The organism is Lentzea sp. JNUCC 0626 (assembly GCF_043632865.1).
GTDB lineage: Bacteria > Actinomycetota > Actinomycetes > Mycobacteriales > Pseudonocardiaceae > Lentzea.
Window position 1 is genome coordinate 9,726,390 of the sequence record NZ_CP171635.1, and the last position, 24,073, is coordinate 9,750,462.

32 protein-coding genes and 1 riboswitch are annotated in these 24,073 nt (G+C 69.2%); of the genes, 16 read left to right on the forward strand and 16 right to left on the reverse strand.

Going from position 1 to position 24,073, the window contains the following annotated elements:
• Positions 1 to 72: 72 nt before the first annotated feature.
• Entirely contained in the window at positions 73 to 471 is a 399-nt protein-coding gene (locus JNUCC0626_RS45770; protein ID WP_394616855.1) for an ATP-binding protein, read from the reverse strand.
• 151 nt (positions 472 to 622) lie between these two features.
• On the opposite strand from JNUCC0626_RS45770, the gene JNUCC0626_RS45775 reads away from it, so the two are divergent.
• The gene (locus JNUCC0626_RS45775; protein ID WP_394616856.1) at positions 623 to 1,318 is read left to right on the forward strand and encodes an ATP-binding protein; all 696 of its coding nucleotides are present in this window, start codon (positions 623 to 625) and stop codon (positions 1,316 to 1,318) included.
• Here the strand turns inward: JNUCC0626_RS45775 and JNUCC0626_RS45780 are convergent.
• Positions 1,281 to 1,637, reverse strand: a complete 357-nt coding sequence (locus JNUCC0626_RS45780) for an STAS domain-containing protein (RefSeq protein ID WP_394616857.1) — start codon at positions 1,635 to 1,637, stop codon at positions 1,281 to 1,283. The genes JNUCC0626_RS45775 and JNUCC0626_RS45780 overlap by 38 nt on opposite strands.
• A gap of 142 nt (positions 1,638 to 1,779) precedes the next feature.
• Positions 1,780 to 2,451: an ANTAR domain-containing protein gene (locus tag JNUCC0626_RS45785; RefSeq protein ID WP_394616858.1), complete on the reverse strand. Its 672-nt coding sequence runs from the start codon at positions 2,449 to 2,451 to the stop codon at positions 1,780 to 1,782.
• Between the two features lie 253 nt (positions 2,452 to 2,704).
• On the opposite strand from JNUCC0626_RS45785, the gene JNUCC0626_RS45790 reads away from it, so the two are divergent.
• The 9 genes from JNUCC0626_RS45790 to gcvP all read left to right on the forward strand — a co-directional run bounded on the left by JNUCC0626_RS45790 (position 2,705) and on the right by gcvP (position 10,961).
• Positions 2,705 to 2,920 (forward strand): hypothetical protein, encoded by a 216-nt coding sequence (locus JNUCC0626_RS45790; RefSeq protein WP_394616859.1) that lies wholly within the window; start codon positions 2,705 to 2,707, stop codon positions 2,918 to 2,920.
• Positions 2,921 to 3,029: 109 nt separating this feature from the next.
• Positions 3,030 to 3,611 carry a CDP-alcohol phosphatidyltransferase family protein gene (locus tag JNUCC0626_RS45795; RefSeq protein ID WP_394616860.1) on the forward strand — a complete coding sequence of 194 codons (582 nt, stop codon included), beginning with the start codon at positions 3,030 to 3,032 and terminating at the stop codon, positions 3,609 to 3,611.
• A 42-nt stretch (positions 3,612 to 3,653) separates the two neighbouring features.
• Positions 3,654 to 4,037 (forward strand): glycine cleavage system protein GcvH, encoded by a 384-nt coding sequence (gcvH, locus tag JNUCC0626_RS45800; RefSeq protein WP_394616861.1) that lies wholly within the window; start codon positions 3,654 to 3,656, stop codon positions 4,035 to 4,037.
• A gap of 113 nt (positions 4,038 to 4,150) precedes the next feature.
• On the forward strand, positions 4,151 to 4,609 hold the full coding sequence (gene garA, locus JNUCC0626_RS45805) for a glycogen accumulation regulator GarA (RefSeq protein ID WP_030476302.1): 459 nt from the start codon (positions 4,151 to 4,153) through the stop codon (positions 4,607 to 4,609).
• A gap of 48 nt (positions 4,610 to 4,657) precedes the next feature.
• On the forward strand, positions 4,658 to 5,200 hold the full coding sequence (locus JNUCC0626_RS45810) for a MerR family transcriptional regulator (protein ID WP_394616862.1): 543 nt from the start codon (positions 4,658 to 4,660) through the stop codon (positions 5,198 to 5,200).
• Between the two features lie 124 nt (positions 5,201 to 5,324).
• On the forward strand, positions 5,325 to 5,798 hold the full coding sequence (locus tag JNUCC0626_RS45815; protein ID WP_285644641.1) for a bifunctional nuclease family protein: 474 nt from the start codon (positions 5,325 to 5,327) through the stop codon (positions 5,796 to 5,798).
• A gap of 341 nt (positions 5,799 to 6,139) precedes the next feature.
• Positions 6,140 to 6,706, forward strand: a complete 567-nt coding sequence (locus tag JNUCC0626_RS45820; protein ID WP_089913860.1) for a MerR family transcriptional regulator — start codon at positions 6,140 to 6,142, stop codon at positions 6,704 to 6,706.
• Positions 6,707 to 6,793: 87 nt separating this feature from the next.
• Positions 6,794 to 7,762, forward strand: coding sequence for a Clp protease N-terminal domain-containing protein (locus JNUCC0626_RS45825; RefSeq protein WP_394616863.1), 969 nt, complete (start codon positions 6,794 to 6,796; stop codon positions 7,760 to 7,762).
• A 56-nt stretch (positions 7,763 to 7,818) separates the two neighbouring features.
• Positions 7,819 to 7,914: riboswitch (glycine riboswitch) on the forward strand.
• 155 nt (positions 7,915 to 8,069) lie between these two features.
• Positions 8,070 to 10,961 (forward strand): aminomethyl-transferring glycine dehydrogenase, encoded by a 2,892-nt coding sequence (gene gcvP / locus JNUCC0626_RS45830; protein WP_394616864.1) that lies wholly within the window; start codon positions 8,070 to 8,072, stop codon positions 10,959 to 10,961.
• A gap of 48 nt (positions 10,962 to 11,009) precedes the next feature.
• Here the strand turns inward: gcvP and JNUCC0626_RS45835 are convergent, their stop codons facing one another.
• From JNUCC0626_RS45835 to JNUCC0626_RS45850, 4 genes are read right to left on the reverse strand one after another with little or no spacing between them, the layout of a single operon-like run.
• The gene (locus tag JNUCC0626_RS45835) at positions 11,010 to 11,192 is read right to left on the reverse strand and encodes a hypothetical protein (protein WP_394616865.1); all 183 of its coding nucleotides are present in this window, start codon (positions 11,190 to 11,192) and stop codon (positions 11,010 to 11,012) included.
• A 13-nt stretch (positions 11,193 to 11,205) separates the two neighbouring features.
• A complete protein-coding gene (locus JNUCC0626_RS45840; RefSeq protein ID WP_394616866.1) occupies positions 11,206 to 11,808 on the reverse strand; it encodes a class I SAM-dependent DNA methyltransferase in 603 nt (200 codons plus the stop codon).
• Between the two features lie 11 nt (positions 11,809 to 11,819).
• Positions 11,820 to 12,479 (reverse strand): maleylpyruvate isomerase family mycothiol-dependent enzyme, encoded by a 660-nt coding sequence (locus tag JNUCC0626_RS45845; RefSeq protein ID WP_394616867.1) that lies wholly within the window; start codon positions 12,477 to 12,479, stop codon positions 11,820 to 11,822.
• 2 nt (positions 12,480 to 12,481) lie between these two features.
• Positions 12,482 to 12,859 (reverse strand): DUF3224 domain-containing protein, encoded by a 378-nt coding sequence (locus JNUCC0626_RS45850; protein ID WP_394616868.1) that lies wholly within the window; start codon positions 12,857 to 12,859, stop codon positions 12,482 to 12,484.
• Between the two features lie 49 nt (positions 12,860 to 12,908).
• Here JNUCC0626_RS45850 and JNUCC0626_RS45855 point away from each other — a divergent pair, with 49 nt between their 5' ends.
• Entirely contained in the window at positions 12,909 to 13,880 is a 972-nt protein-coding gene (locus JNUCC0626_RS45855; protein ID WP_394616869.1) for a helix-turn-helix transcriptional regulator, read from the forward strand.
• The gene (locus JNUCC0626_RS45860; protein ID WP_394616870.1) at positions 13,868 to 14,680 is read left to right on the forward strand and encodes an aldo/keto reductase; all 813 of its coding nucleotides are present in this window, start codon (positions 13,868 to 13,870) and stop codon (positions 14,678 to 14,680) included. The genes JNUCC0626_RS45855 and JNUCC0626_RS45860 overlap by 13 nt, the downstream gene beginning before the upstream one ends.
• Positions 14,681 to 14,705: 25 nt before the next feature.
• On the opposite strand, the gene JNUCC0626_RS45865 is transcribed toward JNUCC0626_RS45860, so the two are convergent.
• The 4 genes from JNUCC0626_RS45865 to JNUCC0626_RS45880 form a co-directional block, all read right to left on the reverse strand.
• Positions 14,706 to 16,412 carry a substrate-binding domain-containing protein gene (locus JNUCC0626_RS45865; protein ID WP_394616871.1) on the reverse strand — a complete coding sequence of 569 codons (1,707 nt, stop codon included), beginning with the start codon at positions 16,410 to 16,412 and terminating at the stop codon, positions 14,706 to 14,708.
• A 63-nt stretch (positions 16,413 to 16,475) separates the two neighbouring features.
• The gene (locus JNUCC0626_RS45870; protein WP_394622249.1) at positions 16,476 to 17,291 is read right to left on the reverse strand and encodes a 3-methyladenine DNA glycosylase; all 816 of its coding nucleotides are present in this window, start codon (positions 17,289 to 17,291) and stop codon (positions 16,476 to 16,478) included.
• A 91-nt stretch (positions 17,292 to 17,382) separates the two neighbouring features.
• Entirely contained in the window at positions 17,383 to 17,628 is a 246-nt protein-coding gene (locus JNUCC0626_RS45875; RefSeq protein WP_084401880.1) for a hypothetical protein, read from the reverse strand.
• A gap of 10 nt (positions 17,629 to 17,638) precedes the next feature.
• Positions 17,639 to 18,067: a winged helix-turn-helix transcriptional regulator gene (locus JNUCC0626_RS45880; RefSeq protein WP_394616872.1), complete on the reverse strand. Its 429-nt coding sequence runs from the start codon at positions 18,065 to 18,067 to the stop codon at positions 17,639 to 17,641.
• A gap of 80 nt (positions 18,068 to 18,147) precedes the next feature.
• On the opposite strand from JNUCC0626_RS45880, the gene JNUCC0626_RS45885 reads away from it, so the two are divergent.
• On the forward strand, positions 18,148 to 18,804 hold the full coding sequence (locus JNUCC0626_RS45885; protein ID WP_394616873.1) for an SDR family oxidoreductase: 657 nt from the start codon (positions 18,148 to 18,150) through the stop codon (positions 18,802 to 18,804).
• Between the two features lie 5 nt (positions 18,805 to 18,809).
• Here the strand turns inward: JNUCC0626_RS45885 and JNUCC0626_RS45890 are convergent, their stop codons facing one another.
• From JNUCC0626_RS45890 to JNUCC0626_RS45900, 3 genes are all read right to left on the reverse strand, one after another.
• Entirely contained in the window at positions 18,810 to 19,310 is a 501-nt protein-coding gene (locus JNUCC0626_RS45890) for a GNAT family N-acetyltransferase (protein ID WP_394616874.1), read from the reverse strand.
• Positions 19,288 to 19,884: a dihydrofolate reductase family protein gene (locus JNUCC0626_RS45895; protein ID WP_394616875.1), complete on the reverse strand. Its 597-nt coding sequence runs from the start codon at positions 19,882 to 19,884 to the stop codon at positions 19,288 to 19,290. The genes JNUCC0626_RS45890 and JNUCC0626_RS45895 overlap by 23 nt, the downstream gene beginning before the upstream one ends.
• A gap of 89 nt (positions 19,885 to 19,973) precedes the next feature.
• Positions 19,974 to 20,666, reverse strand: a complete 693-nt coding sequence (locus JNUCC0626_RS45900) for a DUF2848 domain-containing protein (RefSeq protein WP_394616876.1) — start codon at positions 20,664 to 20,666, stop codon at positions 19,974 to 19,976.
• Between the two features lie 46 nt (positions 20,667 to 20,712).
• On the opposite strand from JNUCC0626_RS45900, the gene JNUCC0626_RS45905 reads away from it, so the two are divergent.
• Complete coding sequence (locus JNUCC0626_RS45905; protein ID WP_394616877.1) at positions 20,713 to 22,068, forward strand: MFS transporter; 1,356 nt, start codon at positions 20,713 to 20,715, stop codon at positions 22,066 to 22,068.
• Here JNUCC0626_RS45905 and JNUCC0626_RS45910 read toward each other — a convergent pair.
• On the reverse strand, positions 22,029 to 22,664 hold the full coding sequence (locus JNUCC0626_RS45910) for a GntR family transcriptional regulator (protein WP_394616878.1): 636 nt from the start codon (positions 22,662 to 22,664) through the stop codon (positions 22,029 to 22,031). The genes JNUCC0626_RS45905 and JNUCC0626_RS45910 overlap by 40 nt on opposite strands.
• Before the next feature lie 25 nt (positions 22,665 to 22,689).
• Between JNUCC0626_RS45910 and JNUCC0626_RS45915 the strand changes: the two genes are divergently transcribed.
• Positions 22,690 to 23,466 carry a carbon-nitrogen hydrolase family protein gene (locus JNUCC0626_RS45915; RefSeq protein WP_394616879.1) on the forward strand — a complete coding sequence of 259 codons (777 nt, stop codon included), beginning with the start codon at positions 22,690 to 22,692 and terminating at the stop codon, positions 23,464 to 23,466.
• Positions 23,467 to 23,793 (forward strand): cupin domain-containing protein, encoded by a 327-nt coding sequence (locus JNUCC0626_RS45920; protein WP_394616880.1) that lies wholly within the window; start codon positions 23,467 to 23,469, stop codon positions 23,791 to 23,793.
• On the opposite strand, the gene JNUCC0626_RS45925 is transcribed toward JNUCC0626_RS45920, so the two are convergent.
• A complete protein-coding gene (locus JNUCC0626_RS45925) occupies positions 23,786 to 24,064 on the reverse strand; it encodes a hypothetical protein (protein WP_394616881.1) in 279 nt (92 codons plus the stop codon). The genes JNUCC0626_RS45920 and JNUCC0626_RS45925 overlap by 8 nt on opposite strands.
• Positions 24,065 to 24,073: the final 9 nt, after the last annotated feature.

Here is a 24,073-nt window from a genome sequence, read left to right on the forward strand (position 1 = left end):
ACTCCTCGGGCGCCGGAGCGGACTCCGAGACCTCGGCCGGCTCTTCGGTCTTGGTGATCTCTTCCGATCCGGTCACGCATCCACCGCCCCTGCCGTGGACTTCACCAGGGCGATGTGCACCACGAACCCTTCGGACTCCTCGACCCGCGTCTGCACGGAGTCGACGAGCGCGGTGAGCACGCGCCACCCGAAGCTGCCCTCGTCCGGCCCGGAACCCGACTTCGCGGACACCTTCGCCGACACGTGCACGGCGCCCCGGTCGTCCACCGCGAAGTGGCAGCTGAGCACCGCGTCGTGGGCCGCGAGCGTGATCAACGTCGAGCACGTCTCGTCCACCGCGAGCTTCAGGTCCTCGATCGAGTCGAGGTCGAAGTCCTGCCGCATGGCGATGTCCGCCGCGACCGCACGCACGATGGAGAGCTGCGTGGGATCCGCGGCCATCCGAAGCTCGACGCCTGACAGTTGAGTCACAGCCACCTCGTAGTCCGTTCTGCTGAAGGCCGGCATGTCCCTGCCGTACCCGAATCGTTCTCGTCTTACACGCGCAGTCGCACGTGTAGTAACGCCGACCCCAGGGAATTCCTCTGCTGGAAGCAGAAGAGGTTCACCTGGAAGGAGCGCTGTGCTGGTGCATCAGGACTTCCTCGCTCTCCGCTTCCCGGCGGACGCGCACGAAGTGGGCCCGGTGAGGCACCACCTGCGCGCCTGGCTGAAGGACAGCGGACTGACCGACGACGAGGCGAGCGATCTCGTGCTCGCGGTCAGCGAGGCGATCAACAACTCCGTCGAGCACGCCTACCCCGGCGGCTCGGGCGGCACCGTCGACGTGCGGGCCCGCGTGGAACCCGACGGTTCGGCCCGCGTCGACGTCACCGACCGCGGCCAGTGGCGGATACCGCCTCCCGCGCTCACGATGCGCGGCCGGGGACTCCTGCTCATGCGGGAGAGCGTGGACGACGTCGAGATAGACCGCAGGGCGAGCGGTACGACCGTGCGCCTGCGCCTGGCCCGTTCGGCCGGGGTGGCCCCGCCGCCCGCGATCGCGCCCGAGTGCGACGTGAAGGTCCACGAGTCCTCCTCGGGCGTTGTGGCGGTGGTGTGCGGCGACGTCTCGGTGGAAGCCGCTCCGTCGTTGCGCCGCACCCTCACCACGGCGGCGCGGGGCGGAACCGTGCCGCTCGTCGTGGACCTCAGCGGCCTCGGTGCCGAGAGGGACGGGGTGGAGATCGCACTCCGCGACGTCGCGGAGGCGTTGCGGCAGGCGGGAAATCGCCTGACCGTCAGCTCAGGGCCGAGTCCACCGACGAGTGGAGGCTGAAGACCTCACCCAGTCCGGTGGCCTCCAGCGGACGCGTCACGCTCCGCGCGGTCGCCACGACCTTCAGGGTCGCGCTCTGCTGCTGGGCGAGCTTCGCGGCCTCGACGAGAACGGCGAGCCCGGCCGAACCGAGGAACGTCACGCCGGTCATGTCGACGACGAACACGCCGCCGTCACCGAGGCCGTTGACCAGGGATTCGCGCAACACGGGCGCGGACACCATGTCGACCTCGCCGGACACGCCGAGGACGGTGACTCCGGGCGCCGGCTGCCGCACCTTCAGCTCGATCTGCTCCGCACGTGGGTCCTGCACAGTCACCGAAGTACTCCCTTTCACGGACAGGGAGCCGCCACGCAGCGGCCCCGACGCGGCTGCTGGCTCAACCGCTGCGGACACCACCGTACGGGAGTGGCCGCTCTACAGGACAGGTCGAGTGGTCCATACCCGGACAACACTTGGTTCAAACGCGGATCGCCTCCCACAGTTTCCGCGCGACCCCGAACGCCTCGCCCGGCGGCTCGACGACCTCCTCGGCACTGTCCTCCAACGTTCCGCCGACTACCAGCACCAACGCCGTGGCCACGTCGCGCAACTTCACGTTGGTGTGCTGGCTGGCGCGGACCAGCAGTTCGAACGCCTCGCCGGGCGCGCACGGCCGTGCGCCCATCACGAGCCCCTTGGCCTGCTCGATGTACCGGCGGTGCTGGACCATCCGCACCATCTGGTCGGCGCGCAGCACCTCGCCCGCGCAGAACTCGACCACCGAGGCGGCCGTCGCGACGAGCGGTTCCATCTCCTCGATGGACTTCAGGTCCTCCAGCCGCGGCGGGTGGTCGAGGTAGACCGTCAGCACCACCGGCCCGCTGTCGCCCCAGCTGCCCGGCACCGCGATCACGTGCAGACCACCGACCTCGCCCGAGGTCTGCCGTTCGTCGCGGGAGGCCTCGACGAGCGGCCCGCTGCCGGCGTCCAACTGGGCCTGGTCCAGCTCGGCCGCCACGCCGACGGACCGCAGCCGCTGGGCCCCCGGCCACACGCTCAGCCCCACTCCGGGACAACCGTCCATTTGGGAGCACAGGTGCGTCATCAAGCGGTTGAGCAGCTCTTCTCCGTACTTCACCTGGGATTCCACGGTTCGAGGTTAGGTCGGGCCGAAGAGGAGCACGAGCCGTGCGGTCATCGACGAACGACGAACGGTTGCACAGGCAAGGACCGGGAGATCCGTTCCGCTTCGGGCCCGAACAGCTCGGCGCGCCGAACGATCCACCCAACGCTTAGGGGCCAAATCACGTACGTGTTCTGAACCACAGTCGGACAGAATTCGTTTCCAGGGATAACGCCGGAGCCCCGGTTCACGACATCCCTGGTGTCACGGAGGGACAGAAATGAGAACCGCCATGGAGACCCACCCGAAGCAGGACGCGGAGTCTGACTCAGACCTGCCCACCACGCCGTGCAGCGTGGTGTGGAGCAGGGGTCACGCTTACGTCCTCGAGGGTTTCCGCGCTCGCTGGGTCGGCCGGGACGACCGGGGCCGCCCGCACGCCATCACCGGTGCCGAGATGCAGCGCCGGGGCTGGACGTTCACCCGCACAGCCTGAGCACGACCCCCGCAAGAACGCAGAACGACCGCACTCCCGCAACCAGTCGCACCGCGTGCCGTGACGCCATCCGGCAGCCCCTGCGCAGTCACTCGTTTAGAGTGCGGGTGTGCGTGATCCGGCTGATCGCCTGCTGACGATTCCGAACCTGCTCAGCGTGTTGCGGCTGGCCGGTGTTCCGCTCTTCCTGTACCTGCTCCTCGGACCCCGCGCGGACGGCTGGGCGCTGCTCGTCCTCGTCCTCGCGGGCCTGTCCGACTGGCTCGACGGCAAGCTCGCGCGCTGGCTCAACCAGATGAGCAACCTGGGCGCGCTGCTCGACCCCGCCGCCGACCGCCTCTACGTGTTCTGCACGCTGCTGGCGTTCGTCATCAGGGACATCGTGCCGCTCTGGGTCGCACTGGTGCTGGTCGGGCGCGAGATCGTGGTGGGCATCTGCCTGCTGGTCCTGCGGCAACGCGGCTGGGGCCCGTTCGAGGTCACCTACCTGGGCAAGGCCGCGACCTTCAACCTGCTCTACGCCTTCCCCCTGCTGCTGCTCGCGCAGGGAGACTCGGCGTGGGCGCAGACCGCCCTGCCGATCGCCTACGCGTTCACGGCCTGGGGCGGAGCGCTCTACCTGTGGTCGGCGCTGCTGTACGTCTACCAGTTCTTCCAGGCCCTGAGGGTCACACCTCGCACGGTCGCGTGAAAAGATCACCCCATACAGGTTCAGCACGAGGAGCGCAGTCAGTTGATTCCCGAGGAGCTTCGCTACACCGAGGAGCACGAGTGGATCGCCAGCACAGGCGAGAACACCGTGCGCGTCGGCATCACCGACTACGCCCAGGAACAGCTCGGTGACGTGGTCTTCGTCCAGCTGCCCGAGGTCGGTCACACCGTCTCGGCGGGTGACACGTTCGGTGAGGTCGAGTCCACCAAGAGCGTGTCGGACCTCTACTCGCCGCTCGACGGCGAGGTCGTGGCCATCAACGACGCTCTGGTCCAGACGCCCGACTCCGTCAACACCGACCCGTACGGCGAGGGCTGGATGGTGGAGATCCGTCTGAACGACGCCGAAGCGCTCGAAGGCCTCCTCGACGCGGAGGCGTACAAGGCCTTGGTGGAGAAGGAGTGACGTCGATCTTTCGCCGGATCTTCGGCCGGAAGGGGAGCCGCGCTGAAGGCGGTGACCCCAACGCGATAGGTTTTACCGGAAGTGACGGATCCAGCAGCAGGAGGAGAGCTCAGGTGAGCACGAACGACGGCCCAGGCGTTCCGCCGGAGCAGTCCCCGGAGCGGACCTCCGTCTTCCGGGCGGACTTCCTCCAGGAGATGGAAGGCGGCGCCGAGGCGCCCGCACAGGAGCCGGCCGTTGCCGGTGTTGACGCCCTTCCCGCCGGTTCCGCGCTGCTCGTGGTCAAGCGCGGTCCGAACGCCGGATCCCGGTTCCTGCTGGACCGAGACACGACGAGCGCCGGGCGCCACCCCGACAGCGACATCTTCCTGGACGACGTGACGGTCTCGCGCCGGCACGCCGAGTTCCGCCGGGAGAGCGGCGAGTTCGTCGTCATCGACGTCGGCAGCCTCAACGGCACCTACGTCAACCGCGAGCCGGTCGACCAGGCCGTTCTCGCGAACGGTGACGAGGTTCAGATCGGCAAGTTCCGTCTCGTCTTCCTGACGGGTCCCGGCTCCGCGGGAGCCTGACGCGTGACGGCCGGGCGGCCACAACGCGGGGGCTCGAGCATCGGTGCTGTGCTCGCGCAGCTCCGGCCCGAGTTCCCCGACGTCACCATCTCCAAGATCCGCTTCCTGGAAGCGGAGGGGCTGGTCCGCCCGGCACGCACCGCCTCCGGCTACCGCCAGTTCAGCGTGGCGGACGTCGAGAGGTTGCGCTTCGTGCTGTCCGCACAACGGGACAGGTACTTACCGCTCAAGGTGATCCGCGAGCAGCTCGACGCCGTCCCCGACGGCACGACGTTCGTGACGCGGATAGATCTGCTGGCCCAGACCGGATTCACCGCCGACCAGCTGTCCCAGCTGGAACGCGACGGTCTGCTGCGCCCCGGCCCCGGTGGCCGGTTCACCACCGACGACATCACCGCGCTCCGCACGATCCGGACGATGACCGGACTCGGCGTCGAGCGCGAGCACCTGCGCGCGGTTCGCGCTGCGGCGGACCACGAGGTGGTTCTGCTCAGATCTTTCTCAGATCCCGAGACGGTCCGGGAATTGGCTGACCTCTTCACCTCGTTGCACACGTTGTTGGTGAGAGCAGGTCTGCGGCAATCATCTTGATCACGTTCAGCCCGCAACGATTGAGCACACGGCCCGCTTGGCGGGTAGCGTCGACTGCATACGCCGGGGGATGCTCGGAGACGAACCGGGTACTCCCCAACGAGTCAGAGGGAGGCGAGACCCGATGAGTGAGATGCGCGTCGTGGGCGTCCGGGTGGAGCTGCCCCAGAACCAGCCGATCCTCCTGCTGCGGGAAACCGAGGGCGAGCGGTACCTGCCGATCTGGATCGGGTCCGTCGAGGCCACGGCGATCGCGCTCGAGCAGCAGGGCGTCCGTCCTGCCCGTCCGCTCACCCACGACCTGCTGAAGGACGTCATCGGGGCGTTGGGGCGCAACCTCGAGCAGGTGCGGATCACCGACCTGCAGGAGGGCACGTTCTTCGCCGAGCTCGTGTTCGACGGCGACGTGCGGGTGTCCGCGCGGCCGTCCGACTCGGTGGCGCTCGCGCTGCGGGTAGGCGTGCCCATCCACGCGGACGAGGCCGTCCTCGCCGAAGCCGGGTTGATCATCCCGGACGAGCAGGAGGACGAGGTCGAGAAGTTCCGCGAGTTCCTCGACTCGGTTTCCCCGGAAGACTTCCGCGGCGCGGACACGTAGGCAGACCTGAGGTGCGACGCCTGAGACGCCTGTGAGTGAGTTTCGGTGCGTCGCACTCTGTCTCGTATGGGCTTTCGAACGTTCGTTTGGACGTCACCCGACAGGACTACTTTAGGTCGTTTTTCTCGCTAAACGATCACTAAACGTCACCTGAAACGCCTAGTTCGGGTGACGGTATGACTCTCTACCTGAGGTTGAGGGTCGCAACTCCCCGCGCGTCGCGTTGACCTGCCCTCGGACCGGTCTTACCGTCGAACTCGAGTGGACGTCGCCGGTTCACGAGAGTGGACGCGGCGGCTTGACGGTCATGAGTTTCGTGGCCGTTCCGAGGGGAGGCAGGCGTGGTCGAGGAAGCGCCCTTGAGGGCGGAATCCGGGCTGCAGGGTGAACTGTTCCCGGACTCCTCGCTGCCGGACGAGCTCGTCGGTTACCGAGGGCCCGCGGCGTGCCAGATCGCGGGCATCACGTACCGACAGCTCGACTACTGGGCGCGCACCGGGCTGGTCGCGCCCACGGTGCGGATGGCGCACGGCTCGGGCAGCCAGCGGCTGTACTCCTTCAAGGACATCCTGGTCCTCAAGGTCGTGAAGCGGCTGCTGGACACCGGCGTCTCGTTGCAGAACATCAGGGTGGCGGTCGACCACCTGCGCCGCCGAGGTGTGCAGGACCTGGCGAAGATCACGCTCTTCTCCGACGGCACCACCGTCTACGAGTGCACCTCGCCGGAGGAGGTCGTCGACCTGCTGCAGGGCGGTCAGGGCGTCTTCGGCATCGCGGTGAGCGGGGCGATGCGCGAGATCTCCGGCACGATCCACGAGTTCCCGGCCGAACGGGCGGACGGCGTCGAGATCGCGCCGATGACCGAGGACGAGCTGACCCGTCGTCGTCGCGAGCGCGCCACCGGCTGACCGGCGCGGTGAACGTGGCCGACTGGCCGTCCTGAGTGGCCGGTCGGCAGCAGCGCCGAGAACCCCTTGCTCCCTAGCGTTTCCGGCATGACGCACACCCCTTCAGCGCAGGTGGTCAAGGTCCTGGCGGCGGCCTCGCAGCGCGCCTTCCGGCTGGAGTTCGGCTTCGTCGGCACCGAGAACCTGCTGATCGCACTGGTCGACACCATCGGCCCCGGCCGCAAACTCGGCACGACCTCGCTGACGGCACAGGCGATGGCCAGGGGCACGAGCCACTGGGCCGGTGACGACGGAGGAGTCGTCGCCGAGTCCCACCCGGACGTCATGGCGCTGATGAGCGCCGCCCACCACCACGCCCGCGTCGACACCGTCCTGCCCGTCAGCCGCGCGCTGGAGACCTGCCTGCTGGCCGCCGTGGCGCAGGCAGGCGACGGCGTCCTGACGACGACCCACCTCGCGCTGGCGCTGCTGTCGCTCGACTCCGGGCGGGTCGCCGACCTGATGTTCCTGCACGGCGTGGACGTGGAGGCGACCGCCGCGGCCGTGCGCGCCGACGCCGAACGCAAGTACGCCGAGGTCGAGGAGGCGCCCGCCGTGTGGCTGCTGCGCAAGGCAGGCGCGCTGGAGGGGGAATCCGGCGGCGGGTACGTGCGCTGGCTGACCAAGCTCGTGTCGCGCGGCCAGGGCCTCGGCGGCCCGGTGCTGACCGCAGTGCGCAACGAGGCGGACCGACTGGCTGTGGCCGGACGCCGGGACGTGTCGTCGCGGGATCTGGTGGAGGCGGTGCTGACGCTCGACCACCAGCTGACGGTGGCGGGGTGCAGGCTCAAGCCCGAGTTCGAGTCAGGTGGGGCGGCGGCACTGCGCGAAGCAGGAGTGGACGGCGCCTCTCTGCCGTCTGGAGGCACTGTCGAACGAGCGATGGAACGCGCGAAGCTCGTCGCGGCCCGCAGCGGCGACCCGGTCGTGGGCACCCGGCACCTGCTGCTGGCCGTGCGCGACGACCCCGCCGACCCGGTCGCGGCGGCCCTCGTCGGTCTTCGTGCTGAGACGTAGGTCGCGTCCCTAGCGACTACCCGGGCTGCCTGCGGGTATTCTTCTCGGGTAGTCGCTGAACTCAGGCGGGAGAGTCCGGGTCTCGAACCCGGCGCCGAAGGAGCAAGTCCCTCCCCGGGAACCTCTCAGGCATCCAGGACCGCCAGAGCGAGACGCCTCTGGAAAGTGGACTCCCGCGAGGGAGTCCCGCCGACGGTGAAAGCCCATCAGTGATGGGTGAACCTCTCAGGCGCCCGACATCGGGTACGGACAGAGCGGGGAGGGCACCAGGACACGTGTGCCCGAAGCCAGCCCCCGGAGGCGTTTGATGACGCAGGACCGCATTCCGCTCGCCGCTCTCGAGCACGGCACCCCGTTCGCCGACCGCCACGTCGGCCCGCGTCCCGCCGAACTCGCGCGCATCCTCGACGTCATCGGCGTCGGATCGCTGGAGGAACTGGCGCAGCACGCGGTTCCGTCGTCCATCCACGAGCGCGACCTCGTGCTGGACCTGCCCGCCCCGGCCACCGAGACCGAGGCGCTCGCCGAACTCCGCGAGCTCGCGTCCCAGAACCGGCCGATGACGCAGATGATCGGCCTGGGCTACTACGACACCGTGACGCCGGGCGTGATCCTGCGCAACGTGCTCGAAAGCCCTGCCTGGTACACGGCCTACACGCCGTACCAGCCGGAGATCTCGCAGGGCCGCCTCGAGGCGTTGCTGAACTTCCAGACGATGGTCGGCGACCTGACGGGCCTGCCGACCGCGAACGCGTCCATGTTGGACGAGTCGACCGCCGCCGCCGAGGCGATGACGCTGGTGCGCCGCGCCGGCAAGTCCAAGTCGAACAAGTTCGTCGTCGACTCCGACACGCTGCCGCAGACGCTCGCCGTCATCGAGACGCGCGCCGAGCCGCTCGGCATCGAGATCGTCGTCGCCGACCTGTCGCAGGGCATCGAGGGCCTGGGCCTCGGCGGAGACTTCTACGGCGTGCTGCTGTCCTACCCCGGCGCGTCCGGTGTGGTGCGCGACCAGAAGGCCCTCATCGAGGAGATCCACAACGCGGGCGCGCAGGCCGTCGTCGTCGCCGACCTGCTGGCGCTCACGCTGCTGCGCGCGCCGGGCGAGATCGGCGCGGACGTCGTCGTCGGCACCACCCAGCGCTTCGGCGTCCCGATCGGCTTCGGCGGCCCGCACGCCGGGTACATGGCCGTCCGCTCCGGTCTGGAGCGTCAGCTGCCTGGCCGTCTCGTCGGCGTCTCCGTCGACTCCGACGGCTCGCTCGCCTACCGGTTGGCGTTGCAGACCCGCGAGCAGCACATCCGCCGCGAGAAGGCCACGTCCAACATCTGCACCGCGCAGGTGCTGCTGGCCGTGATCGCCTCCATGTACGCCGTCTACCACGGTCCCGAGGGCCTGCGCGCCATCGCGACCCGCGTGCACCGCCTGGCCACCGTGCTCGCCACGGGCCTGTGCGAGGCCGGTCTGGACGTCGTGCACGGCGAGTTCTTCGACACCGTCGAGGTCCGCGTCGAGGGCAAGGCCGCCGAGGTCGTCGCGAAGGCCCGTGAGGCCGGCATCAACCTGCGTCTGGTCGACGAGGACGTCGTCGCCATCGCGTGTGACGAGAAGACGACCCGTGCGCACGTCGTCGCCGTGTGGAACGCCTTCGGTGTCACCAAGGCCGATGTGGACGCGATCGACGGCGACACCGCCGACGGCATCCCGGCCGACCTTCGCCGCACGTCCGACTACCTGACGCACCCGGTCTTCCACGCGCACCGCTCGGAGACGGCGCTGCTGCGCTACCTGCGCGCGTTGTCCGACAAGGACGTCGCGCTCGACCGCAGCATGATCCCGCTCGGCTCCTGCACGATGAAGCTGAACGCCACCGCGGAGATGGAGTCCATCACGTGGCCGGAGTTCTCGACGCTGCACCCGTTCGCGCCGGTCGAGGACGCCAAGGGCCTGCTCAAGATCGTGTCGGACCTGGAGGCCTGGCTCGCCGAGGTCACCGGCTACGACGCGGTGTCGTTGCAGCCCAACGCCGGCTCGCAGGGTGAGTTCGCCGGTCTGCTCGCGATCCGCGCGTACCACCGCGCCAACGGCAACGCCGACCGCGACGTCTGCCTGATCCCGTCGTCCGCGCACGGCACCAACGCCGCGTCCGCCGTCATGGCCGGCATGCGCGTCGTCGTCGTGAAGTGCGACGACAAGGGCAACATCGACATGGGCCACCTGCGCACCACGGTCGCCGAGCACGCCGACGACCTGGCCGCGATCATGATCACCTACCCGTCGACCCACGGCGTGTACGAGGACACCGTCCGCGAGGTCTGCGGCCTGGTCCACGACGCGGGCGGTCAGGTGTACGTCGACGGCGCGAACCTCAACGCGTTGATCGGCCTCGCGCGCTACGGCAAGTTCGGCTCGGACGTCTCGCACCTGAACCTGCACAAGACGTTCTGCATCCCGCACGGCGGCGGTGGCCCCGGCGTCGGCCCGATCGGCGTGAAGTCCCACCTCGCGCCGTTCCTGCCGAACCACCCGCTGCAGCCCACCGCGGGCCCGGCGACCGGCGTCGGCCCGATCTCCGGCGCCCCGTGGGGTTCCGCGTCGATCCTGCCGATCTCGTGGGCGTACGTGCGCATGATGGGCGGCGACGGCCTGCGCCGCGCGACCCTGACCGCCGTGGCCGCCGCGAACTACGTCGCGCGCCGCCTCGACGAGCACTACCCGGTCCTCTACACCGGCGAGGGCGGCTTCGTCGCCCACGAGTGCATCCTCGACCTGCGCCCGATCACCAAGGCCACCGGTGTGACGGTGGACGACGTCGCGAAGCGCCTCGCCGACTACGGCCTGCACGCCCCGACGATGTCGTTCCCGGTCGCCGGCACGCTGATGGTCGAGCCGACCGAGTCCGAGGACCTGGCCGAGATCGACAGGTTCATCGACGCGATGATCGCGATCAAGGGCGAGATCGACAAGGTCGGCGCCGGCGAGTGGTCCGTCGAGGACAACCCGCTGCGCAACGCCCCGCACACCGCGGCGTGCGTGACCGTCGGCGAGTGGAACCACCCGTACAGCCGCGAGGTGGCCGTCTACCCGGCCGGCACCGCGGCGCCGAAGATCTGGCCGCCGGTCCGCCGCATCGACGGCGCGAAGGGCGACCGCAACCTGGTCTGCTCCTGCCCGCCGCTCGAGGCGTACAGCAGCTGATCCGAGCAGGTCTGAAGGGGCGCGTCCGTCGGGGGTGCGCCCCTTTTTTCACGCTCCGACCGGGCAGGCCTCGTCGCCGCAGTTCTCGTCGACGCTGCGCCCCGGCTTGGTCTGGTCGTGCTCGAACGCGAAGTGGAAGCAGTCCGGGTGCATCCGCTCGAACAGTTCGAAGTCCTCGGTCTCCAGCTCGACCGTCTCACCGCAACGCTGGCACGTCTGTTCTTCTGACACGCCGCAGATCGTCTCACCCGCGCGCGAACAGCACCGCGCCGTCGTGCTCGATCAGCCACTGGGCCTCGACGGTGAACCCCGCCTCCCGCAGCCATCCCGCGACCCGCTCGGGCGGTCGCAGGTGGACGTTCACCCGCATCGGATGGCCGCCGTAGCCCGAGGTCTTGAGGTTCGTGCGGTCGCCGACGTGGAACCCGACCTGCACCAGCCCGCCCGGTGCCACCGCCTCCCGGAAGTGCCCGAACACCACCGGCACCAGCTCGTCCGGCACGTGGATCAGCGACCACCAGCAGAGGATCCCGCCGAGTCCGCCCGGCAGCGGTTCGGTCATCGACCCCACCTCGAACCGCAGCCCGGGATGCGTGGACCGGGCCAGCTCGATCATGCCGGGGGAGAGGTCGATCCCGGACGCGTCCACGCCCAGGGCGGCCATTCGCGCCGTGATGTCGCCAGGGCCGCAGCCGACGTCCAGCACCGGCCCGCGCACCTCCTCCGCGAACAGCCGCAGTGCCGCCTTCAGGTGCGGCAGGCCGTCGAGCAACCCGCGGGTGAGGTCCGCGTAGCTGTTCGCCACCGTGTCGTAGGAGTCGCGCGTGTCCGTCAGCCAGTCGCTCACGACGCCCGAAGTTACTCGCTGAACGGCTCCGGGCGGTGCCGTCCGAACAAGGCCAGCGACGAGATCCACACGTCCGGATCGCCGTCCCAGTCCAGGGCCTTGATCTGGTCGGCCGACCGGCGCCCGCCGATGGCCCGCATCAGTTCGAACGACGTCGTCCGCAACGTCCCGGCGGGCTCGCCGTGGCCCAGCACCCGGTCACCGTGTTCCAGGGTGATCCGCAACGCCGGCACGTCGTTCTCCCGCATCCGCTGGTCGAGCTGCTGCAACGGTTTCACCAGCGCCGCCCGCACCTCGACCCCGGTCCGGTCGCCCGGAACCCCCAGCGCGGCTCTGAGATCGTGCTCGTGCGCGATCACCTCGGACACCAGGACCGGGCCGAGCGGCGTGTCGAACAACGGCGTGGCCCGTTCCAGGTTCGCGTCCCACTCGGCGAACGCGTCGTCCAGGGAGTTGTCGCGGCGGTCGCGCACCTGCCGTTCGCCCCACTCGCCCGTCTCGACGCCGTCGAACCGGCGGTCCGCGAAGTCGCGCAGACCGCCGGCGAGGTGCGCCACCACGTCCTTGACCGACCAGCCGGGCGTCGCCGCCACGGGTGTCTGCGGATCGGCGCCGGTGACGAGCGTGGTGATCCGCTGCTTGGCCGCGTCGTAGATGGGGGCGTTGGTCATGGTCAGACCTCGTACTCCAGGGTGTAGGTGCCGCTGCCATCCTCCGCCCAGTCCACCGTCGCCGCACCTCGCGCGTTGAGGAACTTCCCGGTGCCGTCGACGATCTCGATGACGGCCTCCACAGAGGACCGGTAGGCGCCGACGTGCCGCAGCACCAGCGTGCCGTCGTCGGTCGTGATCTCCTCCAGGGCCGTCGTCCACGCGACGTTCTCGCCGTAGTACATGAGGTAGCGGCAGCTGCCGACGCCGTCGATCTCGCCGCTGTAGGTGAACTCGACGTGCGCCTCGGTGAGCTTGCGGCCCTCGACCTCGGTGTACGGCCGCCCGTCCCAGACCTTCTCGTCCCAGCTCTTCACCGCGATGGTTCCTGTTGCCTTCATGCGGGCCACTCTGCTGGCAATTCCTGACAGAACGTGTCAGGTTCAGTCCATGAAATCCGGCAGGCTCATCCAGGTGCTCCTGCTCCTGCAGGCCAGGGGCCGCATGACGGCCGACGAGCTCGCGGCCGAACTGGAGGTCTCGCCGCGCACGATCTACCGCGACGTCGAGTCCCTGAACGCCGCCGGCATCCCGATCTACTCCGACCGCGGTCCGGCGGGCGGCTACCAGCTGATCGACGGCTACCGCACCCGGCTCACCGGCCTCACGACCGACGAGGCTCAGTCGTTGTTCCTCGCGGGTCTGCCCGGACCGGCGGAAGCGCTGGGACTGGGGGAGTTCGCGGCCGCCGCCCAGCTCAAGCTGCTCGCCGCGCTGCCCACGGAACTGCGCTCGAAGGCCGAGCAGATCCGCCAGCGCTTCCACCTCGACACCCCGACGTGGTTCCGCGGCGACGAACCCACCGAGCACCTCGCCACCATCGCCGACGCGGTGTGGGAGCAACGGCGGGTCCGGATGACCTACCTGCGCTGGGGCAACCAGACCGTCGACCGCGAGGTCGACCCGCACGGCCTCGTGCTCAAGGCGGGCACCTGGTACTTCGTCGGCAGCGGCCGCACCTACCGGGTCTCGCGGGTGCTCAGCCTCGAGGTCACGACGGACACGTTCGACCGCCCGAAAGGCTTCGACCTGGCGCGCTTCTGGGCCGAGTGGTCCGAGCAGTTCGAGGCCCGCATGTACGGCGACCGCGTCACCGTCCGGATGACGCGAGCAGGCCTCGACAAGACCCAGTACCTGCTCAGCGGGTACCAGGCGCGCGTCATTCGAGACGCCGATCCCCAGCCGGGGCAGGAGTTCGGCTTCCCCACCGAGTCGCTCCGGCACGCCGTCGCTGACCTGCTCAAATTCGGTGCCGACGTGGAAGTGTTGGCACCGAACGAACTTCGCCACGAGCTCGGGGCGACAATCAAGGCGATGCACGACGTCTACAACGGTGCGAAGCTACCCGCATGGTTCCGCTGATCTCGTTGAACAACGGAGTACGGATCCCTCAACTCGGCTTCGGCGTCTACCAGGTGCCGGAGGACCAGGTGGCCGGTGCGGTCACGACGGCGATCGAGGCCGGTTACCGCAGCATCGACACCGCGGCGGCGTACGGCAACGAGTCCGGAGTCGGCGACGCCATCGCCGGCGTCCCCGACCTGTTCATCACGACCAAGCTGTGGAACTCCGACCAGGGCCACGACGCCACGCTGCGCGCGTTCGACGAGAGCATGCGCCGCCTGCGTCTCGACGTCCTCGACCTCTACCTCATCCACTGGCCGACGCCGAAGCGCGACCTCTACGCCGACACGTGGCGCGCGTTGGAACGTCTCTACGCCGACGGCCGCGTGCGTGCGATCGGCGTGTCCAACTTCCACACCCCGCACCTGCAGCGCCTGTTCGACGAGTTCCCGACCACCCCGGCGGTGAACCAGATCGAGCTGCATCCGTTGCTGCAACAGGAAGATATGCGCAAGGTGCACGTCACCCACCGCATCGTCACCGAGGCGTGGTCCCCGCTCGGCCAGGGCGCGCTGCTGCGCGAACCGGACATCGCGGGCCTCGCTGAGAAGTACGGCAAGACCCCGGCCCAGATCGTGCTGCGGTGGCACGTGCAGCTCGGCATCGTCGTGATCCCGAAGTCCGTCACGCCCTACCGGATCAAGGAGAACATCGACATCTTCGACTTCGAACTCGCCGCCGACGACATGCTGGTGATCAACGAACTCGACCGCGGCACCCGCACCGGCCCGGACCCCGACCGCTTCAACGCTGCCTGAGTCCTGAGTCTGGGCGTGCGCTCGGTCAGGCCTTGGTCGACAGGACCTGGCCGAGCGCCGCCTCGACGCCGTTCTCGTTCTCCACCACCGAAACCGAGCCGCCGGTCGTCTGCGCGACGTCGGTCAGCGCGTCCTTGTCGACGTCACCGCCGATCGCGATGAAGCTGATCGCCAGGTCCGTTCCGTGCAGCTGGCCCTTCAACGCCGCCAGGTCGATGCCGCCGTCGGACTTGCCGTCGGTGATCACCACGACCCGGTTCACCCGTCCCGCCACGAACCCGTCGTGCGCGGTCTCGTAGCAGGCGGCGAGCGCGGTGTAGAGCTGCGAGCCCTCGGCGGTCTTCAGTCCGTCGATCGCCCGCTTCAACGCGTCGCGCTTCTCGGCGACGGGACCCGTGGCGACGAGTTGCTTCTGCGGCTTGGACCCGTCGAGGTCGCGGGCGAACTCCCACAGCCCGAACGACCCGGACACCGCCCGGTCGACCTGGCCGCGCAGTGCTGCCTTCACCTTGTCCAGCCTGGGTTTCATCGACGTCGACACGTCCGTCAGCACCGTGACGACCTGCCCGCCGCGGTCCGCCGACGCCCACGCCGAGGAGATCTGTTGCGTGGTCGTCGCGTCGGCGCCGACCAGGTTCTCGGTGACGGGCGCCCAGGCGACACCGGGCGAGGGTGACGGACGGTCCTGAGTGGACTCCACCCGCAACCCGCCGAGCGCCAGGATCCTCTGCTGCTCCGGCTCGGTCATGAAGTCCCGGAACGCCTGCGCGGCCCGCACTTCCGCCTCGCCGACCTCGGGGCCGCCGAGCGCGACGTACGGGAAGTCCGCCACGGGTGCCGGTCCGGCCGGCAGCACGCCGACCAACGGCTTCGACGGCGCGTCCTTGCCCGTGTTGTGCTTGAACAGGTCCACTTCGGACACCGGCGTCACGGAGAAGCCCGCCGCGTTCACCGTCGCGCTGTCTCCCAGGCGTGCCAACGCGTCGCGCGTCGTCGGCGGCACCTCGGGCGGCACGGCGGCCGCGAGCTTGGTCAGCGCGGACTTCGAGGCGTCCGATCCGAGCGACTCGGCCGTCACGGGACCCACGCCGCCCGCCAGCGCCGCCTGGATCGCGAGCGCGGACGCCGTGTTCGCCGCCGGGTCGGGCATGGCGACGCTGAACCGGCCCCAGGACTGGCCGTACTTGCTCCAGTCGGTCACCTCGGGCAGGTCCGACCAGCGGAAGTCCTTCAGCACGGGCGCGGCGGCCTCGGGGGCGGCGAGCAGCACCGGCGACGTGCCGACGGACTTCGGCGCCGAGCCGACCAGCTTCGCGTTCAACGCGGACAGCCGGTTCGCCCACAGCGTCGAGTCCGGCAGCCACGCGTGCGGGCGCTTGCCGAGCTTGTTCTCGTCCCAGGTCGTCGTGAGGCCTTCGAGGACCGCGGAGGAGTCCGCCGACGTCACTTCGATGGCGATGCAGTGGTCGTAGACGACGGGCCGGGTCGCGCTGTACGCCTGCGCGACGTCGCGGACGGCCCCGGCGACGCTCGGCGTCACGGCCACCCGCAGCACCGAGTCGCCCTCGCTGCAGTTCTGGGCCAGCGCCTGCGAGCGCTTGTCGAGGATGTCGCCGGCCCACGACAGGGCGAGCCAGCTGAGGCCTAGCAGCACCACGAGCACGACGATGAGCACGGGCCATTTGGCGATTCCGCGCTTCACCTTCGCCCGCAGAGTGCGGTGTCGAGACATCGATCCCTCACAACTACTCAGCGGCCCCCGACGACCGCCAATCACGCTAACAGGTGAACTCAGTCAGCAGAGTGAAGTCACTGCAAGTATCGACTGGCACACGAAGATGAGCCGTTCTCGCAACGGTTGTGCCCGGTCAGCGAACTGCGACTGCCTCCGCACGTACTCCGCGCGCCCCTCCGGAGTCTCGATCCGCACCGGCCCGTAGCCGAGGTCGGCCAGGTCGTACGGGGAGGCCTGCATGTCGAGTTCGCGCACGTCAGCGGCCAGTTCGAAGCAGTCGGCCACCAGCGACGACGGGGTCGCCGGTTCCAACTTGTACGCCCATTTGAACAAGTCCATGTTGGCGTGCAGACACCCTGGCTGTTCGTTCTCCAACTGTCCGTCGCGGGTGGGCTGCAGAGCGTTACGCGGCCGAGCGGGTGACGTGAAGAACCGGAACGCGTCGAAGTGCCCGCACTGGATCCGGCTCGCCTCGACGACCTCGTCGGTGCCGCCGCTGCCCAGCCGGAGCGGCCACGCGTTGTGCCGGACCTCCTCGGGCTGCTGCCGGTAGACCATGGCCCACTCGTGCAACCCGAAGCAGCCCAGCCGGGCAGGACGGCTCAACGTCGCCGTGAGCAGGGTCTGCACGAACTCCAGCGTCTTGGCCCGCTGCCCGACGAAGCTGTCCACGTCGAGCGTGACGCCGTCGGCCGTGGCCTTGTAGTGCGGGAACTCCAGGTACTCGGCCGCGTCCTCCAGGACGACGTCCGGCCCCGGATGCCAGCGTTCGAGCCGCACGGGCCGATGGCTGTAGTACGTGAAGAGGAAGTCCATCACGGGGTGCTTCTCTTTGCGAAGCTTCCGCTCCTGGTGCGGCCCGGTGAACCGGCGCATGCGCGCGACGTGCGCGTCACGCAGCTCGTGCCACTCGGCTCGGGTCAGGACTTCCACGGGCAATCACGGTACGCGTGCGAGCCGAGGTGCTTCACAGCGGCGGCACGAGCCCGGTGAACGTCCGCGCACCGTTGCAGTGCGGGCACTCCCGGCCGTTGTCCACGGTCCTGGGCGCGCCGCCGATGATGGCGAGCGTCGGCGCCGCGATGTAGCTCGCGCCCCCGCACAGGTGACACACCGTGCGCGGTTCCGGCGTGACGGCGAAGAGGTCGTCCGGGTCTTCCTCGTCCTCGAAGTCGTCGTCCTCGGCGAACTCGTCCTCGTCGTCCTCACTCATGCCGCCCAACCTAGTGGGTCACGCGCTCGGCACGGGTCAGCGACTCCGGCGTGGCCTCCTCGCCACACGCCGCGCACACCACACGGGGTTCAAGCGTGGCGCCGCACGAGTGTTGCCACACGAGCGGGAGGGGCCCCTCCGTCACGTACTCGTCACCCCACTCCTTGAGCATCAGCATCAGGTTGTGCAGCGCACGCCCAGACTCCGTCAGCACGTACTCGAACCGCGGCGGGTGCTCGGAGTACTGGTGCTTCTCCAGCACACCGGCCGCCACCAGCTTCTTCAGCCGCACGGTCAGCACGTCCCGCGACGCGCCGGTGTTCGCGGCGATCTGGTCGAACCGCGTGCAGCCGAAGAACACCTCGCGCAGCGCCAGCAACGACCAGCGCTCGCCCACGACCTCCAGCGCGTTCGCCATGGAGCAACTTCGCGGTGTCATGTGACCAGCGTAGCAGTTAGTTGGCAAATCCAACGGACTGGGTCTAGCGTGAGTTGGGAAATCCAACTCAGGAGGTAGTCATGGACTTCGACGGTGCAGTGGTGCTGGTCACCGGAGCCAACCGAGGGCTCGGCAAGGCGTTCGCGCAGGAGTTCGCGAAGCGCGGGGCGAAGGTGTACGGCGGCGCCCGCAACCCGGCGACCGTCGTCGACGAAGGCGTGATCCCGATCCAGCTCGACGTGAGCGACGCCGCGTCCGTCGAGGCGGCCGCGAAGGAACTCGGCGACGTCACCATCGTGGTCAACAACGCCGGCACGACCGGCCCCGGCGACGAGGTCGACAGCATCAAGGCGGAGTTCGAGGTCAACTTCTACGGCATCGTCCGCACGACGGACGCGTTCGCGCCCGTCCTGAAGGCCAACGGCGGCGGCACCCTCGTCAACGTGCTGAGCGTCCTGTCGTGGGCGGGCTACCCGGCGGCCCGCGGCTACGCGGCCTCGAAGGCGGCGGCGTGGTCGTTCACGCGATCGACCCGGGAGTCGTTGCGGGAGCAGGGAACCCGCGTGGTCGGCGTGCACGTCGGCTACATCGACACCGACATGGCCGCGCACATCGACGCACCGAAGATCGCGCCGGCCGATGTCGTCTCGCAGGTGCTGCAGGGGATTCAGAACGGTGACGAAGAGGTGCTCGCGGACGACTTCACCCGCGCGGTGAAGGCCTCACTGGCCTCTTGAGGCGGTCAGCGCCTGAGTTCCCACACCACGTCCACCCCCACCCGGTTGCCGATCGGGGTCTCGCGCGGCGGGGTGCGGCGGTCGATCTCGGTGAACCCGAGTCGCCGCGGCACACCGCTGCTCGCGACGTTGGCCTCGTCGTGCCAGATCTGCACCCGCCGCACCCCGTCCAGTCCGAACGAGAACTCGACGAGGGCTGCGGTCGCGGCGGTGGCGAGGCCCTGGCGGACGTGTGCGGCGTGCACCCAGTACCCGATCTCCACGAGGTCCGGTCCCTTGCGGTTGGCCGCGACCAGGCCGGCGATCTCGTCGTCGACCATGATCGCGTGCGGGAACAACGTCCCGTTCTCCCAGCCCTCCGCCGCGACCCGCAGGTAGCCCTCCGCGTCCGCCATGGTGTAGCCGTTCGTCAGCCACGGGCTCCACGGGCGCAGGTGGTCGCGCGACTCCTCGACCGCCCGGAACAGGTCGTCCGCGCCGACCTCAGTCAGTCTCCGCAGCTTCATACCTCACCTTGTACCGCAGGTGCGTGACCGACGTGCTCTCCACGACGGAGATCGGGCCCTCGAGCTGATACCCCTTGCCGGGCGCGAAGAACGGCGTGCCGCCGCCCAGGATCACCGGCACCAGGTCGAGGAAGATCTCGTCCACCAGGCCCGCGTCGATGGCCTGCCGGGCGACCTCGCCCGAGTTCAGGCCCACGCCCTTGTCGCCCGCGTGCTTCGCGGCCACGGCAACGGCTTCCTCGATGCTGCCGTCGATGAACGTGAAGTGTTCGTTGTCCGGCAACGGCCTGTGGGTGAGCACGACGGTGTGCACGCCCAGCGGGTGCTGGCCGCCCCAGCCGTTCGTGAAGTCGTAGAGCTTGCGTCCCACGACCAGTGCGCCGGTGGCCTCGATCAGGCCGCGGTAGTGCGCGGCGCTGGCCGGGGTGAGGTGCACGGTCATCGCGCCCGTCGGGACGGTGAACGCCACGTCGCCCGCCTCGTACCAGGCGAACAGGCGATCGAAGCCGGAGAAGTCCGGGCCCGAGACGTAGCCGTCGATCGAGGTGCTGGCGCCCGTGTAGACCTTGCTCATCTTGTGCCTCCCTGTGGTGGTCCTTCACGAGGACGTCGAACAGGGCGGACGAGCGATCGACATGGGTCCGCGGCCCGCATACCGGTGGCTCAGCCGATGGGGTCCGGCAGGCGCGTGACCTCGTACTCGCAGGCGATGACGTCGTCGGTGGCCGGGTCGCGCAGTTCGACTCGCCACGACGACGCGAACTGGTCCACGCCGTGGTGCATCGGGATCGTGCCGGAGAGCAGCACGGTGCCGGGCGTGAGCAGGTCGAGCTCGCGCAACCGCTCCACCCAGTACTGCGGGGTCAGCAGTTCGGCGAGGGTGCCGCGCTGGATTTCGACGCCGTCCGCCCACGCGGTGAGTTCGATCGTGTCGATGCGGTCCGCGACCTCGGACAGGCGCCACGCCTTGCGGCCCAGGACGTCGGGTCCGGCGTTCTTGCTCCACGCGACGCCGTGCACTTCCAGCGCGCGGTCCGTGTGGTCGCATGCGACGGTCAGCAGGACATCTGAATCAGTGACCACCAACGCCCACTCGGCCTCGCCGGAGGTCTTGCCGTGCTGCGCGGGGACCGACGAGGTCTGCTGCGCGAGGTACGGCGACACGGGGTAGAGGCTCGGCGTCACGGACGGCGCCGGCACGCCCAGTTCGGCGAGTTCGCGCACGTGAGCGGCCACGTCCTCCTGGCTGCGGCCCGCGTAGCCGCCGTTCAGCAAGGTCGTGACGGCGACCTCGGCGACGGTGCCGTCGGGAAGGTCGAAAGCGAGCGTGGCGTCCTGTGTACGAACGGTAGACATGCGGTACTCCTTGCGCATACGAGTTGTATACAGGCAGTATTACGCCATGCCGCCTGATTCAGCAACGACAGCCACGCCACAGCCGGGCACGCCGGACGTGCCTCGGTCCGCTCTCGTCAGGGCGTTCGTGGCCTCGCTCTCCGGTACCGCCCTGGAGTGGTACGACTTCGCGATCTACAACGTCGCCGCGGCCGTCGTGCTCGGCCCGTTGTTCTTCCCCAGCGAAGATCCGCTCACCGCGACGTTGCTCGCGTTCTCGACGTACGCCGTGGGCTATCTGTCGCGGCCGCTCGGCGGGTTCCTGTTCGGCAGGCTCGGCGACAAGATCGGCCGCAAACGCGTGCTCGTCACGACGTTGCTGATCACCGGCATCGCCACGCTGCTCATCGGTCTGTTGCCGACGCACGACGCGATCGGCCCCGCTGCCGGTCTGCTGCTCGTGCTGCTGCGGTTCGCGCAGGGTGTCGGCCTCGGTGGCGAGTGGGGCGGCGCGGTGCTGCTGTCCAGCGAGTACGGCAACCCGAAGCAACGCGGCTTCTGGGCATCGGCCGCCCAGATCGGGCCGCCCGCCGGCAACCTGATGGCGAACGGCGTGCTGGCGCTGCTCGGGGTCGCGCTGTCCGACGCGGCGTTCATGTCGTGGGGCTGGCGGGTGGCGTTCCTGCTGTCCGCGGTGCTCGTGATCTTCGGCCTGTGGATCCGCGTGAAGCTGGAGGAGACCCCGGTCTTCAAGGCGATCGAGGCCCGCGGCGACCGGCCGACCGCCCCGATCAGCGAGGTCTTCCGCACGCAGACCCGGCCGTTGATCGCCGCCGTGCTGTGCCGCGTCGGCCCGGACGTGCTGTACGCGCTGCACACCGTGTTCGTGCTGACCTACCTCACGACCCAGCTCAAGCTGCCGCGCAACGTCGGCCTCGTCGCCGTGCTGATCGCCTCGGGCTTCCAGCTGTTCCTGATGCCGCTGGCCGGTTGGCTGTCCGACAAGGTCAATCGCCGCGGCCTCTACGCCGTCGCCGCCGTGCTCGGCGCCGTGTGGCCGTTCGTGCTCTTCCCGCTCATCGACACGAAGTCGTGGCCGCTCATCGTCCTCGGCGTCGTGGTCGGCCTGGGCTTCCACGCGTTCATGTACGGCCCGCAGGCCGCGTTCATCGCCGAACAGTTCACCGAACGCCTGCGCTACACGGGAAGCTCACTCGCCTACACCCTGGCGGGCGTGATCGGTGGTGCCATCGCCCCGTTGCTGTTCACCGCGCTGTTGGCGGGCTTCGGCACGTGGGTGGTCGTCGGCCTGTACGTCACCATCGCGTGTGTGGTGACGCTCGTCGGCCTGTGGCTCGGCCGCGACCCCCAAGAGGAGGAGGTTCAACCGTTGAGCAGCACCTTCAGTGTGGTGTCCAAGTGAGCGGTGATCGCCGCCGTGGCCGCGCCGACGTCCCCGGACTCGAGCGCGGCCACGATCTCGTCGTGCTCGTTGATCACGGCCTGCTGCCTGCCGTGCGCCCGGTACAGCGCGACGACACCCGCGCGCACCTGCCGTGCGCGCAACCCCTCGTAGGTCTTCGTCAGCAACTCGTTGCCCGTCGCCGCCACCAGCAACGCGTGGAACTGCCGGTCGACGTCGATGAACTGCCGCGCGTCCTCGACCAGGAACCGCTGCCGCTCGATCAGCTCCTGCATCTGCCGCAACGGAACCGTGCCCTCGGCGATCGTGCGCTCCGCCGCGTACCGCTCGATGACGCCGCGCAACTCCATCAGCTCGCCGATCTGCCGCGACGACAACGGCGCGACGTACGCACCCTTCTTCGGCACGAGCTGCACGAGGTCCTCGGCCGCGAGCAGCAGCAGGGCCTCACGGATCGGCGTGCGGGAGACGCCGATCTGGTTGGCGACGTCCTGCTCGCTGATGAACCGCCCCTGCATCTCCGGGTCGGCGAGAATGGTGTCCTTGAGGAACTCGTAAGCCTTTTCCCTGCCGGACAACGAGTCTGCGGCTTGCATACAACATGTATACCAGAGGAGGATCATGCGCTTCGCGCTCTGCCAGATCAGCTCCACCGCTGATCCGCAGGAGAACCTTGCCACCGTGCGCACCGAAATCGCCAGTGCGGCACGACAAGGCGCACGGGTCGTCCACTTCCCCGAAGCCACCCAGTGCCGTTTCGGCGTCGACCTCAAGCCGGTCGCCGAACCCCTCGACGGCCCGTGGGCGACGGAAGTCCGCGCCATCGCCGACGAACACGACGTCGTGGTGGTGGCAGGCATGTTCACCCCGGGAGAGGGCTCCAGGGTCACCAACACCACCCTCGTCACCGGCGCCGGCCTGCACCTCGGCTACGACAAGATCCACCTGTTCGACGCGTTCGGCTTCAAGGAGTCCGACAACGTCACCCCGGGCGAGAAGCCCGTGACGTTCGACGTCGACGGCGTCACGATCGGCCTCGCCACCTGCTACGACGTCCGGTTCCCCGAACTCTTCCGCACCCTCGCCACCACCGCGCCGGTGATCCTCGTCGGCGCCTCCTGGGGAGCGGGCCCCGGCAAGGCTGATCAATGGGACCTCCTGGTCCAGGCCCGCGCCCTCGACGCCACCTCGTGGGTCCTCGCCTGCGGCCAGGCCTTTCCGGACGCCGACTACGGCTCGGCCCCGACGGGAATCGGCCGCAGCGCCGTCGTCGACCCGATCGGCACGGTCCGCGAGCGCCTCGACGGCAGGCCGGGCACGATCGTGTCCGATGTGGACCCCGCCCTCATCGAGGACGTGCGCGCGAAACTGCCCGTGCTGGCCAACCGGAGGCTGTAGATGCGCGAGGAACACGAGTTCTTCCCCACCAGCGAAATCTCCTGGCAACCGGCAACCGAGGGCGTCACCGAACGGGTCCTGAGCCGCGACCCGGACACCACGACCCTCACCAGGATCGCCCGCTGGCAGCCAGGCCTGGAGACGGAAGGCGTGATCCGGCACGACTTTCACGAGGAGGTCTACCTGCTCGAAGGCGACCTGACCGACCTCACCCTGAACAAGACGTTCCGGGCCGGCGACTTCGCGAGCCGCCGTCCCGGCATGCCGCACGGCCCGTACCGGACCGAAGAAGGCTGCGTGATGCTGGAGATCCGCACCGCTAGCTGAGCGCGTTGCGGTACACGTGCCACGCGATGACCAGGTCCTGCAACGGCAACCCGGCCGGGCTGTACACGGTGACCTCCTCCGCGGAGGCTCGCCCGGGATGCTCCCCGCGCAACACCGCGCCGATCGTCGTGTCGGCGCGAACGTGGGCGAGAGAAGGCTCGTCGACCACGACCAGCGCACGGGCCAGCAGTGCGGGACCCAGTTCGGCCTTGCCCGGTTCGTCGGCACCGAGGCTCGTGACGTGCGTGCCGGGCGGAACCGAAGTCAGCACCGAACTCGG